This window comes from Occultella kanbiaonis (genome assembly GCF_009708215.1).
GTDB lineage: Bacteria > Actinomycetota > Actinomycetes > Actinomycetales > Beutenbergiaceae > Occultella > Occultella kanbiaonis.
Genome location: NZ_CP046175.1, coordinates 802,998 through 817,434, shown reverse-complemented (window position 1 = coordinate 817,434; position 14,437 = coordinate 802,998). Strand labels below are relative to the sequence as shown.

Annotated in this window: 12 protein-coding genes; 3 read left to right on the top strand and 9 right to left on the bottom strand. The window is 73.1% G+C overall.

Features of this window, described 5'->3' with window-relative positions; translation table 11 throughout:
* Nucleotides 1-132: 132 nt before the first annotated feature.
* A complete protein-coding gene (locus tag GKS42_RS03515; RefSeq protein ID WP_154792588.1) occupies nt 133-1,224 on the top strand; it encodes a DNA glycosylase AlkZ-like family protein in 1,092 nt (363 codons plus the stop codon).
* Nucleotides 1,225-1,303: 79 nt separating this feature from the next.
* Here GKS42_RS03515 and GKS42_RS26100 read toward each other — a convergent pair whose 3' ends face one another.
* Together GKS42_RS26100 and GKS42_RS03505 are read right to left on the bottom strand one after the other, a co-directional pair.
* Nucleotides 1,304-1,924 (bottom strand): hypothetical protein, encoded by a 621-nt coding sequence (locus GKS42_RS26100; RefSeq protein WP_174791028.1) that lies wholly within the window; start codon nt 1,922-1,924, stop codon nt 1,304-1,306.
* A 172-nt stretch (nt 1,925-2,096) separates the two neighbouring features.
* Nucleotides 2,097-4,172 carry a helicase-associated domain-containing protein gene (locus tag GKS42_RS03505; RefSeq protein WP_168217741.1) on the bottom strand — a complete coding sequence of 692 codons (2,076 nt, stop codon included), beginning with the start codon at nt 4,170-4,172 and terminating at the stop codon, nt 2,097-2,099.
* 169 nt (nt 4,173-4,341) lie between these two features.
* On the opposite strand from GKS42_RS03505, the gene GKS42_RS03500 reads away from it, so the two are divergent.
* On the top strand, nt 4,342-5,736 hold the full coding sequence (locus GKS42_RS03500; protein ID WP_232847907.1) for an MFS transporter: 1,395 nt from the start codon (nt 4,342-4,344) through the stop codon (nt 5,734-5,736).
* Between the two features lie 353 nt (nt 5,737-6,089).
* On the opposite strand, the gene GKS42_RS03495 is transcribed toward GKS42_RS03500, so the two are convergent.
* The 4 genes from GKS42_RS03495 to GKS42_RS03480 form a co-directional block, all read right to left on the bottom strand.
* Nucleotides 6,090-7,004: an endonuclease domain-containing protein gene (locus GKS42_RS03495; RefSeq protein WP_435529659.1), complete on the bottom strand. Its 915-nt coding sequence runs from the start codon at nt 7,002-7,004 to the stop codon at nt 6,090-6,092.
* A gap of 269 nt (nt 7,005-7,273) precedes the next feature.
* Nucleotides 7,274-8,011, bottom strand: a complete 738-nt coding sequence (locus tag GKS42_RS03490; RefSeq protein ID WP_154792584.1) for a DUF2306 domain-containing protein — start codon at nt 8,009-8,011, stop codon at nt 7,274-7,276.
* A gap of 74 nt (nt 8,012-8,085) precedes the next feature.
* Complete coding sequence (locus tag GKS42_RS03485) at nt 8,086-8,757, bottom strand: response regulator transcription factor (protein ID WP_154792583.1); 672 nt, start codon at nt 8,755-8,757, stop codon at nt 8,086-8,088.
* A complete protein-coding gene (locus GKS42_RS03480) occupies nt 8,754-10,001 on the bottom strand; it encodes a sensor histidine kinase (RefSeq protein ID WP_168217740.1) in 1,248 nt (415 codons plus the stop codon). The genes GKS42_RS03485 and GKS42_RS03480 overlap by 4 nt, the downstream gene beginning before the upstream one ends.
* Before the next feature lie 226 nt (nt 10,002-10,227).
* Between GKS42_RS03480 and GKS42_RS03475 the strand changes: the two genes are divergently transcribed.
* Entirely contained in the window at nt 10,228-10,713 is a 486-nt protein-coding gene (locus tag GKS42_RS03475; protein ID WP_154792581.1) for a GNAT family N-acetyltransferase, read from the top strand.
* Nucleotides 10,714-10,770: 57 nt separating this feature from the next.
* On the opposite strand, the gene GKS42_RS03470 is transcribed toward GKS42_RS03475, so the two are convergent.
* The 3 genes from GKS42_RS03470 to GKS42_RS03460 form a co-directional block, all read right to left on the bottom strand.
* On the bottom strand, nt 10,771-12,078 hold the full coding sequence (locus tag GKS42_RS03470) for an alkaline phosphatase family protein (protein WP_154792580.1): 1,308 nt from the start codon (nt 12,076-12,078) through the stop codon (nt 10,771-10,773).
* 219 nt (nt 12,079-12,297) lie between these two features.
* Nucleotides 12,298-13,026, bottom strand: a complete 729-nt coding sequence (locus tag GKS42_RS03465) for a glycerophosphodiester phosphodiesterase (RefSeq protein ID WP_154792579.1) — start codon at nt 13,024-13,026, stop codon at nt 12,298-12,300.
* Nucleotides 13,023-14,429 (bottom strand): extracellular solute-binding protein, encoded by a 1,407-nt coding sequence (locus tag GKS42_RS03460; RefSeq protein ID WP_154792578.1) that lies wholly within the window; start codon nt 14,427-14,429, stop codon nt 13,023-13,025. Before GKS42_RS03460 ends, GKS42_RS03465 begins: the two co-directional genes overlap by 4 nt.
* Nucleotides 14,430-14,437 lie beyond the last annotated feature (8 nt).

The window sequence follows — 14,437 nt, the reverse complement described above, 5'->3', positions numbered from 1 at the left end:
CGTCTCATGGCGGCGCCCTCGCGGTCGAGGCACGGGCGGGGGCAGGACACCTCGCCCCCTCCGCGGGCAACCTATCGGGGCCCGCGCCGGGTGTCGCGGGCTGAACTGCCCACCTGCGCCATGATGGGATCGATGGCCACGTCCAACACGACCCACCACCTCTCCCGTGCCGACGCCCGACGGATCGCCGTCCGCGCCCAGCTGTTGGACCGCCGTCGGCTCACGGACGCCGGCGAGGTGGTCCGGCACCTCGCCATGCTGCAGGTGGACCCGACGGCGGCCGTCGCCCCGAACGCCGATCTGGTGCTGTGGAGCCGGCTGGGTTCGGCGTACGAGCGCGCGGACCTGGAGCGCGCGCTCGCCGAGCACACCCTCATCGAGCTGCTCGCGCTGATCCGGCCGGCCGAGGACATCGCGCTGTACCGCGCGGACATGGACTCGTGGGCCGATCGCCCAGGGCCGGCCCGGGCGTGGATCACGGCGAACGACGCGTGCCGGCGGGACATCCTGCGCCGGCTCGAGGCCGACGGCCCGCTGCCCTCCCGGGACCTGCCGGACACCTGCGCCGTGCCGTGGGGCTCGACCGGGTGGACCAACAACCGCAACGTCACGATGATGCTGGACTGCATGACGGCGCGCGGTGAGGTCGCCGTCGCCGGCCGGGCCGGGCGGCAGCGCCTGTGGGACCTGGCGGACCGGGTCTACCCCGACGTCCCGGTGGTGCCGGCCGAGCGGGCCCGGCGGATCCGCGACGAGCGCAGGCTGCGCTCGCTCGGGATCGCGCGAGCCAGGACGACGCAGTCCCCGGTCGAGGCGTGGGACGTCGGCGAGGCCGGGGAGGAGGCCGTGGTCGACGGCGTGAAGGGCACCTGGCGGGTGGATCCGGCCCTGCTCGGGCAGCCGTTCACGGGCCGGTCGGCCCTGCTCTCCCCGTTCGACCGGCTCGTGCACGACCGCACCCGCGCCGTCGAGCTGTTCGAGTTCGAGTACCTGCTCGAGATGTACAAGCCGGCCGGCAAGCGCCGCTGGGGCTACTTCGCCCTGCCGGTCCTGTACCGGGACCGGCTGGTCGGGAAGCTGGACGCGACCGCGGATCGCAAGGCCGGCGTGTTCAGGGTGCATGCGGTGCACCAGGACGTCCCGTTCAGCGTCGCGATGGCGACCGCGGTCGACGCCGAGATCGCCGACCTGGCCGACTGGCTCGGCCTCGACCTCGCCCGCTGAGACCGAACTGGGCGGAGCCCACGCCGCAGCGGACCCCGGCACCCGGTGGGCCGCAGGAGGTACTCAGCTGCACACGGGGTCAGAAGTCCTCGTTCACACACCACGTGCCGCCGACGGTGCGCCCGCCGCAGGTGTCGCCGAACTCCTCGTACTCGGAGTTGGCCGGGGCCTCGTTGTAGAGGTCGTCGCAGGCTTGGTTGTCACCGGCTGCGCACTGGTCGTAGAGGCGGTCGAGTTCGGGATCGGAGCCGTAGCTACCGCGACTGCCGAGAACGTTGGCGAGCACCACGACGATGACGATGAGGAGGACGACACCGCCGGCCACGAGGCCGACGATGAGGCCGGTGTTCGACTTCTTCGGCGGCAGGTAACCGCCGTAGGCACCCGGCGCCCCGTACGCCCCGGCCGCGGCGTAGCCCCCCGCCGGCACGCCGTAGCCACCGGCCGCCGGTGCGCCGTAGGGACTCGGCGCCTCGGGAGCACCGTACCCACCGGGCGCGCCGTAGGGGCTCGGGTTCTGCGGAACGCCGTAGCCACCGGGTGCGCTCGGGTTCCCGGCGGCATACGGGTCGTACCCGCCGGAGGAGGAACCATACCCACCGGGTGGGTCCGAGGTTCCGCCCGCGTACGGGTCGTAGCCGCCGGAGGAGGCTCCGTGGCCACCGTGCCCGTCCGGAGTACCCGATCCCTGGTATGACATGTCCGTCTCCTCCGCTTGCCCGGCGGTGGGCGGTGCCCTTCGGCGACCGATGCGCCCCAGTCCGCAATCGACGATGCTACCGGCGGGCGTGCGTCGCTTCAGGTCGAACGGTCGGCAGCGTCAGCCGTCCGCGGCAGCGGGCCGGTTCAGCGGGCCGGATCAGCGGCCCGGGTCAGTCGTCCGCGGCAGCGGGCCGGATCAGCCGCACCGCCGGCTGTCCGTGTTCGTCGAGCTCGCGCGGCAGGAAGCCCGCCGACCGCAGCTTCGCCAGCACCTCGTGCCGCGATGCTGCTGCCGTGAGCACGGTCGGGGCGACCTGCCGCAGGCCGAGCGCGCGCAGGGACCGGGTTGCCGCGACCTCGGCGAGCAGTGCCTCGTCCGCGCTGACCAGCACCGTGCCGGCCGGCTGCACCGCCAGGTGCCCGTACCTGCGGCCGACGTCGTGCAGCAGGTAGGTGACGGCCTGGGGCAGCGGCTTGTCGGAGAGCGCGGCGAGGTCCTCAAGGAGGATGTCGACGTCGTGACCGGTGTCGAGCGCGGCGCGGATGGTGTCGGCTGAGATCCGCCACGTACTCGCTGCCCCGCGGGCCTCCCGCGTGGCCATCGAGTCGAGCAGGTCCACGACCCCGGCGGCGGGGCTCCCGGGCACCACCACGGTCAGGTCCGAGCCGAACAGGATGTTCGCCTCCACCGCGGGCAGCATGTCGGTGAGTGCGGCCAGCAGGTCCGGGATGTCCTCGGACCGGTGCTCGCTGAGCGCCCGGCCGACGCGGCTGAGCCGTCCGTGCGAGAGTGCCCCGAGGCGGTGCGCCTCGGCCCAGGTCACCTCGGCGTCGCCGCGGGGACGTTCGTACTCCCCGCTCTCCCACGCCGCGAGTGCGAACACCTCCTCCGCCGAGACCACGGCAACGTCCTGACCGAGGCTCGCGAGGGTGTCCAGCAGGAGCGCCGGGTTGGGCAGCCACCCCGGCCCACGCCGGGTGAGCGCCGGAAGCGGGCGCCCCAGCTCGGAGCCGACGCTGGTGGCCACGGCCACGTGGAACCACTGGTGCAGGAGTTCGGCGGCGCGTTCGGCGGGCTCGAGGCGGCGCCACTGCTCGAACCGGGGTGCGGCGCCGATCGAGCCGTCGGGGGTCACGTCGAACAGCCCGGCCCGGCAGCCGAGCTCCACGGCCATTCGGGCCTCGGTCGGCTCGACGGCGGCGGCCTTGGCGAGGCGAGCCAGTTCGCGCGCTCCGACGCCGCCGGCCTTGAGCTGGGTGAGCGGGGTCCGCGCCACCGACTCGAGCGTCGCCATCACCGCGGCGAGGAAGTCCGAGACGGCGGCCGCCGCGGCCGACTCGGCCTGGCCCGGATCCACCGGGGTGGTGACGGGAATCGGCGGGTGCACCCGGAACGGGGCCCGCAGGGTCGGCGGCAACATCGCACGCGTCACCTCGGCCGGGATCTGGGCCACCGACCTGGAGTAGGACGACTCCGCGAGGATCAGCCCGTTGTCGGTGAGCCAGTCCAGGGCACGGCGCTCGGCGAGGTAGGCGTCCCGGTCGAAGTGGTGTTGATGGAACTCCTCCTCCTCAGGTGCCTGGTGGAAACTGATCGCCGGCACGGTGCGGATCAGGTGCGCCACGGAGTCGGCGTGCCCGGTGATCCAGGCGAGGACCGGCTCCGGTGCCCTGGCGACGATCCGGCGCACATGGTCCGGCTCGGCGAGATAGGCACAGAGCGCGGCGATGACCTCGGGCCGGCGGCTCGGGACCTGCACGGCGCGGTCGGCCCAACCGCGCATCGCTCGTTGCAGTACCGGCACCGTCACGGCCTCCGCGAGCATCGACGCCGGACGTCCGAGCCACAGCGGCGAGCCGATCGCCCCGTACAGGCCGGGGTTCAGGTACAGGCGCGGTCCGGCATCCCAGCACAGGGCCGCCGAGCGTGCATGGTCCCACCACGACTGCACCACCCGGCGATGGGTCACAGCGTCGTTGCCGCCTCGGTCGAGGAACTCTGCCAACGGATCCAGACCGAGCCCGGACCCGAGCCCCATCGCCGCCTCGATCAGGTCGCGGCCGGGCTGGGGCATCCGCGCGAACGCCCCGATCACGCCGTACGGGTGCATCAACCGCCGGGCGAGGTCTCCCAGACTCCGCGGCGTGGAGGTGAGGGTCACATCCGGGCGCCGTGCGACCAGGTCGTCGACCTCCTCCCGCCCGAGACTCCCGAGCCACTCCAGGAGCGCGTCGCCAGGTTCCATGGCACCCAGTCTGCACGCCCGCTGCGCCAGGTCGCGATCGGCCTGTGGACATCGCCGCGCGTGAGTCTGCGCACACCGGCCCCACAGCGCCGACCGGCCCACTAGAATCGTTTCGACCCCACGGCTCCCAGCGTCGGCAGCACCTCCCCACCAGCCCCAGGAGCGCCCGATGACCAGCCGGACCGACGCCGTCGTGACCGCCGTATCCCATGCCGGGCCGAACCCGCCCGCACGACCTGCGGCCACGCCGTCGGCCGGCTCGCCATACCCGACCGGTACGGAAGATGGCGGGCCCGCGCGACCCGGGCCCACGCCGTCGTCCCCCTCGCCGTACCTGACCGGCGGCGACGCGCACCCGCCCGCCCCGCCCACGCCGTCGCCGCTGCCGCCCCGCGGGCTGCGGGCCGCGATCATCGCGATGGCGATCGGCGGCTTCGCGATCGGCACCACCGAGTTCGCCACCATGGGCCTGCTGCCGCAGATGGCGACGAGCCTCGGCGTCTCGGTGCCGACCGCGGGCCGGCTCATCTCCGCCTACGCGCTCGGCGTCGTGATCGGCGCGCCGCTGATCGTCGTGGTCGCGGCTCGGCTCGAGCGCAAGCAGCTCCTGGTGCTGCTCGCCGTGGCGATCGCCCTCGGCAACGCGTTCTCCGCGGTCGCGCCGGAGTTCGGCTCGATGGCGGTGTCCCGGTTCGTGGCCGGCCTGCCCCACGGGGCGTACTTCGGTGTGGCCTCGCTGATCGCGGCGACGCTCGCCCCGGCCGGACGACGGGCGCGTGCGGTGTCGCAGGTGATGCTCGGGCTCACCATCGCGACCATGATCGGCGTGCCACTGTCGACGGCGCTCGGCCAGTGGGCGGGATGGCGCTCGGCCTACGCGGTGGTCGTCCTCGTCTCGCTCGCGGCCGTGGTCGCGATCTGGCGGTTCGTTCCGGAGCTGCCCCGCCCGTCCGGCCAGCGTGCCAGCGCCCGCGGGGAGCTACGGGCGTTCCGGCACGCGCAGGTCTGGTTCACGCTCGGCATCGCGGCCGTCGGGTTCGGCGGCATGTTCGCCGTGTACAGCTATATCGGCGAGATCGTGCCGGAGGTGCTGGGCCTGTCCATCGGCGCGGTGCCCCTGATCCTCGCCGTGTTCGGCACCGGGATGACCGTGGGCACCGTGATCGCCGGGCGTCTGGCCGACCGCTCGGTGATGGGCACCGCGATCGCCGGCCTGGTCGGGATGGCCGTACTGCTCGCCGGCTTCGCGCTGACCGCACACTGGGCCGTCGTCGGGATCATTGGGCTCTTCGCGATCGCCACGATCTCGCAGTTCCTCGGGCCGTCGCTGCAGACCCGGCTCCTGGACTCCTCCCCTGACGCACCGTCGCTGGCCGCCGCGCTGCACCACTCCGCGCTGAACATCGGCAACGCCGTGGGCGCGTGGGTCGGTGGCCTGGTGCTCGCCGCCGGCTTCGGCTACCTGGCGCCCGCGTGGGCCGGGTCCGTGCTGGCGGTCGGCGGGCTCGTGATCGCGCTCATCGCCGTGGGTGCGCAGCGCCGCGCCGCCGCAGGTAGAGGTTGAGCCCCGCCCCGACCTCGCTCCACTGACCCCAAGTGCGGGTCACGCACCCACCGACCCGCAACTCACGTCAGCGGAACCGCGAGGGTCCCCGTTCGACTGACTCGAGATGCGGGTCATGACCCGCACAACCGACATTTCACGTCAGCGGAGCTGAGGCGCCGACGCGCCGCCGTCGGATCCGGCGGCCGTGCCCGTTCCACTGACCCCAAGTGCGGGTCACACACCCACCGACCCACCTTTCACGTCAGCGGAACCACGAGGGCGCCCGTTCCACTGACTCGAGATGCGCATGACAGGCGGACCGACCCACGATTCGCGTCAGTGGAAGCGGGCCCGAGCGGTCGGGCGGGGCGTCAGAGCCGGTCGGCGCGCGCACGCCGGACGCGCTTGAGCACGTTCTCGGGCCAGCGGAACAGTTGCTCCCTGGTCACCCAGACCACGATCCAGCCCTGGGCGGCGAGATCCTCGTAGCGGGCGATGTCGGAGTCCCATTGCTCGCCGTCGGTCAGGTGATGCTCACCCTCGTACTCGATGGCGACCTTGAGCTCCGGATAGGGGAGGTCGATGACCGCGACCACCGCACCGTCGACCCGGAGCTCCCAGTTCAGGTCGGGCTCCGGCAGCCCCGCTCCGACCAGCAGCAGGCGCAGCCAGGTCTCGGGTCGTGACGCCGACCGCGTCCGGATCATCGGCAACGCGTCCCGCAGCGATGCGATGCCCACGCGCCGGCCGCTCCCGACCACGGCCGCAAGGTTCGCGATCGTCGCAAGCGGTGGCGGTGTGGAACTGAACATCTGCTCGCGTACCAGTGCATCGCCGAGGGCGACGAGGTCGCGCAGGTCCGTGAGCACCGCGCCGAGCATCGCCCAGGTGGTCGCCGGCGAGGCGAGTTGGACGCGGTACCTGGGATGCGTGACCACGCTCGCCCGATCCGCGTGCACCGCGTGACCGTGAACCCCGTGGTTTCGCGGCACGCGGGCCGGGCTCAGCACGCCGACGTCCGGCTCGAGCGGCGCAGCGAGGATCAGCCGAGGTGGCAACGGCACGCCCCAGAGCAGCGCCGCCGTGAGGTGGGTGAAGAACTGGTTGGCCGGCATGACGAGTGCGTACGCGAGCGCGTGTTCCCGCAGTTCGGCCTCCTTGCGCGTGACTCGTCCGGGCTTGGCCGCCGCACGGCGCGCGTCGCGCTGGGCCGCCGCATGTCGCGCGTCGCTGTTGGAGGCACCAGCGTGCAGCGCGTCGCCACGCTCGACCGTGCGCGCCCGCACACCCCGGAAGGGTCGGGCGAGATCGCGTGCCCGAAGTCGCGACGGGGTGACGCCGCGCCCCCGAGCCTGGGTCACCGAGAACGTCCGTCCAAGAGCCTCGGGAAGTTCACCACGCCTCATCGGGTCACGGTGCACCCCACCCATGCCCCCTTGGTGCCTCGCCCGTCGGTCCTGTGGACGATCCCGCCGTTCGGGTGCCCTGTGGATGGCGACCCCCGACTCCCCTGTCCCGAGGTGCGGGTGCCGGCAGGGCACACTCACGATTCACGTCAGGGGAGCGCGCCCTGGACGCGTCGGGGGCGCCGCCGCAGGTAGAGGTTGACGAACAGCAGGTTCGGGATGAAGGCGAGCCAGCAGGTCGCGGCGTAGGCGACGGCGAACAGGGCGTCGAAGTCCCCGCCGTACACCGACTCCAGGATCGGCAGCTGGCCCACGATCGTCAGGCCGAGCCAGGCCCGGAACGTGACCGCGGCGAACGTCACCGCGAAGTTGCGGATCATCCACTGGCCGTGCTGCCGGTAGCGTCCGGCGCGGGCATGGGCATAGGCGAGGGCCGCCGTCGTGATCCAGAGCACGTCACCCACCACGAGGCCGGCCGCGGCCACCGGACCGGACGTGGTCAGCAGCGCCACCACGATCCCGACGATCGACGACGGGACCACGCCCGCGAACAGGTACACCCGCCCGATGTAGCGGTGCACCCGCGGCACCCGGCGGATCCGCCGCACGAACTGCAGCGGCCCGAGCGTGAGCGCGATGGCCCCGGTGGCGATGTGCGCCCACAGCAGCGGGTAGTGCCAGGGCAGCTCGTCCCGGGTCTCGACCTGGGAGGCGGACACGTCGAAGCCCCCGTAGACGACGGCCGCGTAGGCCACCACGCCGAGGGACAGGAACGCCACCGCCACCACCCGGAACCGGTTCCTGCCCGTGGCGGGCGGCTTGGACATGGCCGCCACGATCGCGTCCCGCCGGTCGGGCTTGCTTGGCCTGGTGAGCTGGTCCGTCATACCCGCGATCCTGCGCCGCGGGGCATGCCCGCCACATCGGCCCGCGGTCCACAACCCGCCCTGCCACCGTGGTCCTAGTTCGCGGGCGGTCCCTGCCCCGGAGTGACGACGCCGTGGTCGAACGCGTACACGATCGCGGCGGCCCGGTCCCGCACGCCGAGCTTGCCGAAGACGGCCCCGACGTGGGACTTCACCGTGCCGTCGCTGACGTGCAGGCCCGCGGCGATCTCGGCGTTCGTGGCGCCACGCGCCATCCACCGCAGCACCTCCGCCTCGCGCTCGGTCAGCGCCTCGAGGCGCCGGCGCTGCCGCTGGTCCGGCACCACGGAGCGCCGGTACGCGGCCAGCAGCCGGGGGCTGACGGCGGGGTCGAACCAGGCCGCGCCGCCGGCCACGGCCCGCACGGCGTGGATCAGGTCGGTCGCGCCGGCGTCCTTGAGCAGGAACCCGGCGGCGCCCGCCTCGAGGGCGCTCCAGAGCACCTCGTCCTCGTCGAACGTGGTCAGGATCAGCACCGGCGGCGGCTGCGGGAGCGAGCGCACCTCCCGCGTCGCGGCGAGCCCGTCCCGGCGCGGCATCCGCACGTCCATCACCACCACGTCGGGCCCGGACCGGGCGACGGCGGCCGCGACCTCGGTGCCGTCGGCGCATTCGGCGACCACCTCGAACCCGTCCGCCGGCGCGAGGATGCGCGCGATCCCGGCGCGCACGATCGCCTGGTCGTCGGCGAGGACGACCCGGATCACGGCGCACCACCGATCGGAACCTCACAGCGCACCGTCCACCCGGCCGGCGTCGGCCCGGCCCGCAGGTCCGCACCGATGACCTCGGCCCGTTCATGCATCCCGAGCAGGCCGTAGTGGCCGTGCGCAGGTCGCGGCTGGACGGGTCGGAGCGGGCCCTCGGTCACGACCTCCATCACCACCGAGTCCGGCCCGACGGCGGTGCGCACCCGGGTGCGCGCGTCGGGTGCGTGGATGGCCGCGTTCGCGAGCGCCTCCTGCGCGATCCGGTAGAGCGTGAGCCCGACGGCGGAGCCCGGCTCGGGCGCGACTGTGGCGGTTGTCGCACCGGCACCGCCGGGCGCGCCGGTCCCATCCGACCCGCCGCCGGCGGTTGACCCGCCGCGTCCGCCGGGCGCACCCGGCCCGCCGGGGCCGCCCTCCAGCGCCACGTCCAGCCCGCGCTCCGCGTAGCCGGCCACGAGCCCGGGCAGCTGCGCCAGACCCGGCAGCGGTGCGTTCCCGGACGGTTCGCCGTCGGCGCGGAGCAGGTCCATGGTGGCCCGCAGATCCTGCATGCTCGCCCGGCCCACCCGCTCGGCGGTCGCCAAGGCCTCGTCGGCGGAATCGACGTCGCGGCGCAGCACGTGCCGGGCGCTGGTGACCTGCAGCAACACGGCCGCCAGCCCGTGGCCGACGAGGTCGTGCAGATCCCGGGCGATCCGGCGTCGCTCGTCCTGCACGGCCCGTTCAGCGAGCTCACGTCGGGCCCGGGTCAACTGGGCGGTGGTCTGCTCCTGGCGCCGGACCACCCAGCCGAGGACCGCCGGGAACGAGATGCCGACGACCCACGGTGCCCACGCCACCTCCGCCTCCGGCCGCCCGAGTGCCAGTCCCAGAACGGCGACGACCGACAGCGCGACCAGCGCCCACGCCGTCGGGCGGTGCTCGCACCAGGCCACGCTCACCAGCGCGAACAGGGCGAGCAGGAACAGGGCCGGCTCGAAGTCCCCACCCCACAGCGCGCCCGCCGTGCCGACGATGACCGGGGCGGCCAGCACCGGGACCGGCAGGTCCCAGCGGTACCAGGCCGCGAAGGCGGCGACCGGGACCAGCAGGAAGAGCCCGTTGCGCCAGTCACCCGCGTTCGCGAGCACGGCGAGCAGCGCGAACGCCACGGCGAGTGCCGGCACCAACCGGCGCGCGGGTCCCACCTCGCGGCCCGGCGGCGGCTGCGCCCCGGGCCGGGCCCGCTCGATCGAGGACATGCCCACGACGGTACCGCCGCCGTCCGACCACCGGTCCGGGCGCCCCCTGTCGGGCCCGGCGTCCCACCGTGCTGACCTCGTACCCGCTGCGCTGACCTCGCACGTCGCGGGGTCCGAACTCAGCTCGGCGGGTACTAGGTGAGCAGCGTCCGAAAGGGTGCGACCGGCCGGCCCGGCGCGTCGACCTCGTCGGGACCCGAACGGGCCGTACGGCACGATGGGAGCCATGATCTCGATCCGCACCGCGTCCGCGGCCGACGACGCCGCGATCGTCGCCATCGACGACGCGACCTGGTCTCCGAGCAACTCTCCCGCGCCTGCGCCCGAGGGGGCGCGTTCGGCGTTCGCGAACCTGCCCACGTCGGACGTGCTCGTGGCGGTCACGGCCGAGGACCGGGTGGCCGGCTACATCCAGTGGCACAACGTGTTCGGCATCGACTCCCACGCCCATGTGCTCGAGATCAACGGACTCGCCGTGGACCCCGCCCTGGCCGGGCGCGGCATCGGCACCGCCCTGGTGGAGGCGGCCGTTGCCGAACTCGGACGGCGGGGCGCACGGAAGGTGAGCCTGCGGGTGCTCTCCACGAACCCGACGGCGCGCCGGCTTTACGCCCGCTGCTCGTTCGTGGAGGAGGGGGTGCTGCGCGGGGAGTTCCTGCTCGACGGCGCCGAGGTGGACGACGTGCTCATGGCACGCCACCTCCCCCGCTGAGCCGCACCGCTGAGCCACCCCGCTACCCCCCGCTGGACCGCCCCACGCGCTGGCGCGCTACCGCTCGGCGAGCACCTCGGCGAGCACCTCGGCGATGACGGTGCCCTCGGCGCTGGGCAGGTCGAGACCGAGCACGGCCGCGAACGTCGGTGCCTCGTCGAGGATGGAGCGCCGCCCCGCGTGCACGCCCGGCGCGAAGTCCGGGCCGGACGCGATGAACACGGGTTGCCCGCCGTGCTCGGGGTGGTGTCCGTGGTTGCCGACGTAGCCGATGAAGTCCGCGTCGCCCGGCACCGCGATGACCGCGCGGTCCAGGTGCGGCGCCACCAGCACGCCCGGCTCGGAGATCACCACGTACTCGAACGGGCCGTCCAGCCCGAAGCGGTCCCGCGCGGCGGCCGCGGTGATGATCTCCTCGATCCGGTAGGCCGGGTCCTCGACGATCTCGGCGAGCAACGCCTCGACCTGCGCGCGCCGGGCCTCGTCCAGGCCCTCCGCGAGGAACAGCTGTGCGGACAGACCGGCGCCGTGGCAGTACACGTCGTAGTCGACGAGCGTCCCGGCGTCATCCACGCGCAGCAGCCCCCGCTCGGCGAACAGGGCGTTGAGGTTCGTGTGCTGGGTGGTGGCGAGGTGCCCGTGGTCACTGACCAGGACGATGTTCGTCGACTCGAACGTGCCGGCCTCCTCCAGGGTGGCGACGATCTCGCCGAGGATCGCGTCGATACGGCGCAGCGCCGCGTCCACCTGCGGGCTGTGCGGCCCGGTGGCGTGCCGGGCGGCGTCGACGGCGACCAGGTGCACGAACATCACGTCCGGGCGCTCCTCGCGCAGGATGTCCTGGGTCACGCCGGACGCGAAGTCGTTGAAGTCCCGCTTCGGGGCCCAGACGACCTTGTGCACGTGCGGGGCCACGTAGGTCTCCCACGCACCGCGCGACGCGGTGCCGCGGTAGAGCTCCTCGATGCCGCCCCACTGCTCGATCTGCCACACCTCGGGCACGAGCACGTCGATGTTCGGATCGTGCGCGGTCACCGGCCACTGCACGGCCGCGGTGCGCAGCCCGGCCGCCCTCGCCGCGGCGAACAGGGTGGGCACCCGGATGTGCCGGGAGTCCCAGAACCAGACCGGGTCCGGGGCGTGCGGGTCGAAGGTCACGTTGTTGTAGATCCCCGACGTCGCCGGTGAGCACCCGGTGGTCTGTGCCGTGTGGTTCGGGTAGGTGACGGTCGGGAACACGGACTCGATCTCCGCGATCGCGGACCGCTCGATCAGCCGGGCGAACGTGGGCAGGGTGCGCGTGTACTCGAGGTCCTCCCCCACCATCGCGTCGACGGAGATGACGAGCAGTCGGTTGCGTGCCATGGGGGTGCCTTCCAGGAAGGGTCGTCGAGCCGGCGACGGCGGGGGTGCTGTCGGGTGGGAAACGTGCGGTTCGGGCGAGTGCGTGGGCAGGAGAGCCCGACGACGGCGAGGGCCGGCCGGGCCGGAACGCGCGGTCTCGGCCGGGCGTGCGCGACGCGCCCGGCCCGACCGTGGGCACGTCGGGCCGCGCGGGTCGGTTCGCCCCGCGCGGCCTCCCGGTCAGAGCGTCGGTTGCGCCGAGAGCGCCGCCTCGGCGGTGCGGCGTGCCCAGGCCGGGTCGTCCGCCGTCATGAAGTCGACCCCGGCGGCCAGGCCGGCAGCCACGTCGGCGTCGGCCAGCGTGGGCCAGCCGGTCACCGTGAGGCCCTGCGCCTGCCAGTGCGCCACCTCGTCCGGGGTCAGCCCGGAGTAGCGCAGCGAGTAGTTCCCGCAGCCCAGCTCCGCCAGTGCGGCCCGCTGGACGTCGGTGGTCTCGCTCGCGATGAGGCCGGTGCGGTACCCCGGGTCGACCCGGAGCACCTCGGCGAGCGCCTCCGGCTTGAAGCTGATGAAGATCGACTTCTCCGCGTACCCGCCACTTGCCACCAGGCGGGCGACGGGTCCGGCGGCCTCGAGCGCCTTGATCTCGATCAGGACAGGCACGTCGATGGCGTCGAGGGCGGCCTGGATGGTCGGGATCCGCTCACCGCCGGCGAGCTCGACCTCCTGGAGCTGGGCCCAGGTGAGCTCGGCGATGGCACCCGTGGTGCGGCCCGATCCCACGGCCGTGCGGTCGACGGTCGGGTCGTGGTGGACCACCACGTGCCCGTCCGCGGTCAGGTGCACGTCCAGCTCGATCTGGTCCGCGCCGTCGGCGACGCCGCGGGCGAACGAGGTGAGCGTGTTCTCCGGCGCCAGGGCGCTCGCGCCCCGGTGTCCGACGATCTGTGGGATCGGACCGGCGATCATGAACTCTTGACCTCCTCAAGGTCTTCGCGGTTGTCCTCGATGACCTCCTCGAAGGCGGCCTGCAGGCCGTCGAGGACGCCGGCGACATCCGCGTTGTCACCGTAGACCTGCGCCATGGCCGTGGCGAACTCGGTGGCGCCGGCCTGGTACCAGGTGGGCTCGTCCGCCGTCTGGGCGTTCGGCAGCTGCGCCAGGGCCACGCCGAAGTTCGGGTTCTCGGCGACCAGGTCGGTGACCGTGTCAGTCTCGAGGGACTCGGTGACGATCGGCAGGTAGCCCGTACCGGCGTGCCAGAACGCGGCGTTCTCCGGCTCGGCGAGGAAGCGGAACAGCACGGCGCAGGCGTCCTGACGCTCCTGGGACTCCGCCTTCACGATGGACAGACCGGAGCCGCCCGTGGGCACCTTCGTCTCGTCCTCGATGCCGCCGAGCATGAAGGCGGTGCCGATCTCGAACTCGGCGGACTCGGTGGCCCCACGCAGGGAGGCGGTGGAGCCGTGGGTGCCGGCCGAGAGGCCGGTGGTGAAGTCGGTCATCGAGGACTGGGCCATGTACCCGAAGCCGTCGTCGTGGATGAACTTCGCCTTCCACTCCAGCCACTCCTGCATCGGGCCGTCGGTCACGGTCACCGTGAGCTCGTCGGAGAGCTGACCGCCCCAGGCCCAGGTGTGCGCCTGGCCGTACCAGTTGTCACCGGCGCCGAACGCGAACGGCATCAGCGGCTGACCTGCGACGCTCACGCTCTTCAGGGCCGGCGCGAACTCGGCGAGGTCGGCCCAGCGGGTGGGGCCCTCCTCGGGCAGGCCGACCGCCTGGTACTGGGTCTTGTTGTAGTAGAACAGCGGCGTCGAGCGGGCGAACGGCACCACGTAGGTCCTGCCGGCCGCGACGCCCTCGTTGACGTAGTTCTGGAGGTACACGTCCAGGGACCACTCGTCGTCGAAGTAGTCGTCGAGCGGGGCGAGGGCGTCCGAGAAGTAGAACTGGATCCACTGCATCTCGGGGAAGCAGACGATGTCCGGCACCTGACGGGCCTGCAGGGCCGCGGTGAACTTGGTGTTCAGGTCCGCATAGCTGCCCTGCGACTCCAGCGCCGCGTAGATGTCCTCCTGGGAGTCGTTGAACGTGGTGAACAACTCCTGCAGGGCTTCGAAGTTCACGCCGGTGAACGGCGCCCAGAACAGGATGTTGGTCCGGTCGGCGTACTGCGACGGGATCTCCGTGACCGGTGCCTGCGAGAACTCGGGACGCAGGTTGGAACCGGCCTCACCGTCGTCCGCCGCGGCGCCGCCACCCGGGGCGCCGCAGGCGGCCAGGCCGAGGCCCGCCGCGGAGGCGCCGAACGCCGTCAGCAGGGTTCGACGGTTCAGCATCAGCGATGTGTCCAGACGGGACGAGGACATGCGGATCT

Bases quoted from the DNA above. Each gene is read 5' to 3' on its own strand.
- GKS42_RS03515 (WP_154792588.1), top strand. From the start codon at position 133: ATGGCCACGTCCAACACGACCCACCACCTCTCCCGTGCCGACGCCCGA.
- GKS42_RS26100 (WP_174791028.1), bottom strand. From the start codon at position 1,924: ATGTCATACCAGGGATCGGGTACTCCGGACGGGCACGGTGGCCACGGA.
- GKS42_RS03505 (WP_168217741.1), bottom strand. From the start codon at position 4,172: ATGGAACCTGGCGACGCGCTCCTGGAGTGGCTCGGGAGTCTCGGGCGG.
- GKS42_RS03500 (WP_232847907.1), top strand. From the start codon at position 4,342: ATGACCAGCCGGACCGACGCCGTCGTGACCGCCGTATCCCATGCCGGG.
- GKS42_RS03490 (WP_154792584.1), bottom strand. From the start codon at position 8,011: ATGACGGACCAGCTCACCAGGCCAAGCAAGCCCGACCGGCGGGACGCG.
- GKS42_RS03480 (WP_168217740.1), bottom strand. From the start codon at position 10,001: ATGTCCTCGATCGAGCGGGCCCGGCCCGGGGCGCAGCCGCCGCCGGGC.
- GKS42_RS03475 (WP_154792581.1), top strand. From the start codon at position 10,228: ATGATCTCGATCCGCACCGCGTCCGCGGCCGACGACGCCGCGATCGTC.
- GKS42_RS03470 (WP_154792580.1), bottom strand. From the start codon at position 12,078: ATGGCACGCAACCGACTGCTCGTCATCTCCGTCGACGCGATGGTGGGG.
- GKS42_RS03465 (WP_154792579.1), bottom strand. From the start codon at position 13,026: ATGATCGCCGGTCCGATCCCACAGATCGTCGGACACCGGGGCGCGAGC.
- GKS42_RS03460 (WP_154792578.1), bottom strand. From the start codon at position 14,429: ATGTCCTCGTCCCGTCTGGACACATCGCTGATGCTGAACCGTCGAACC.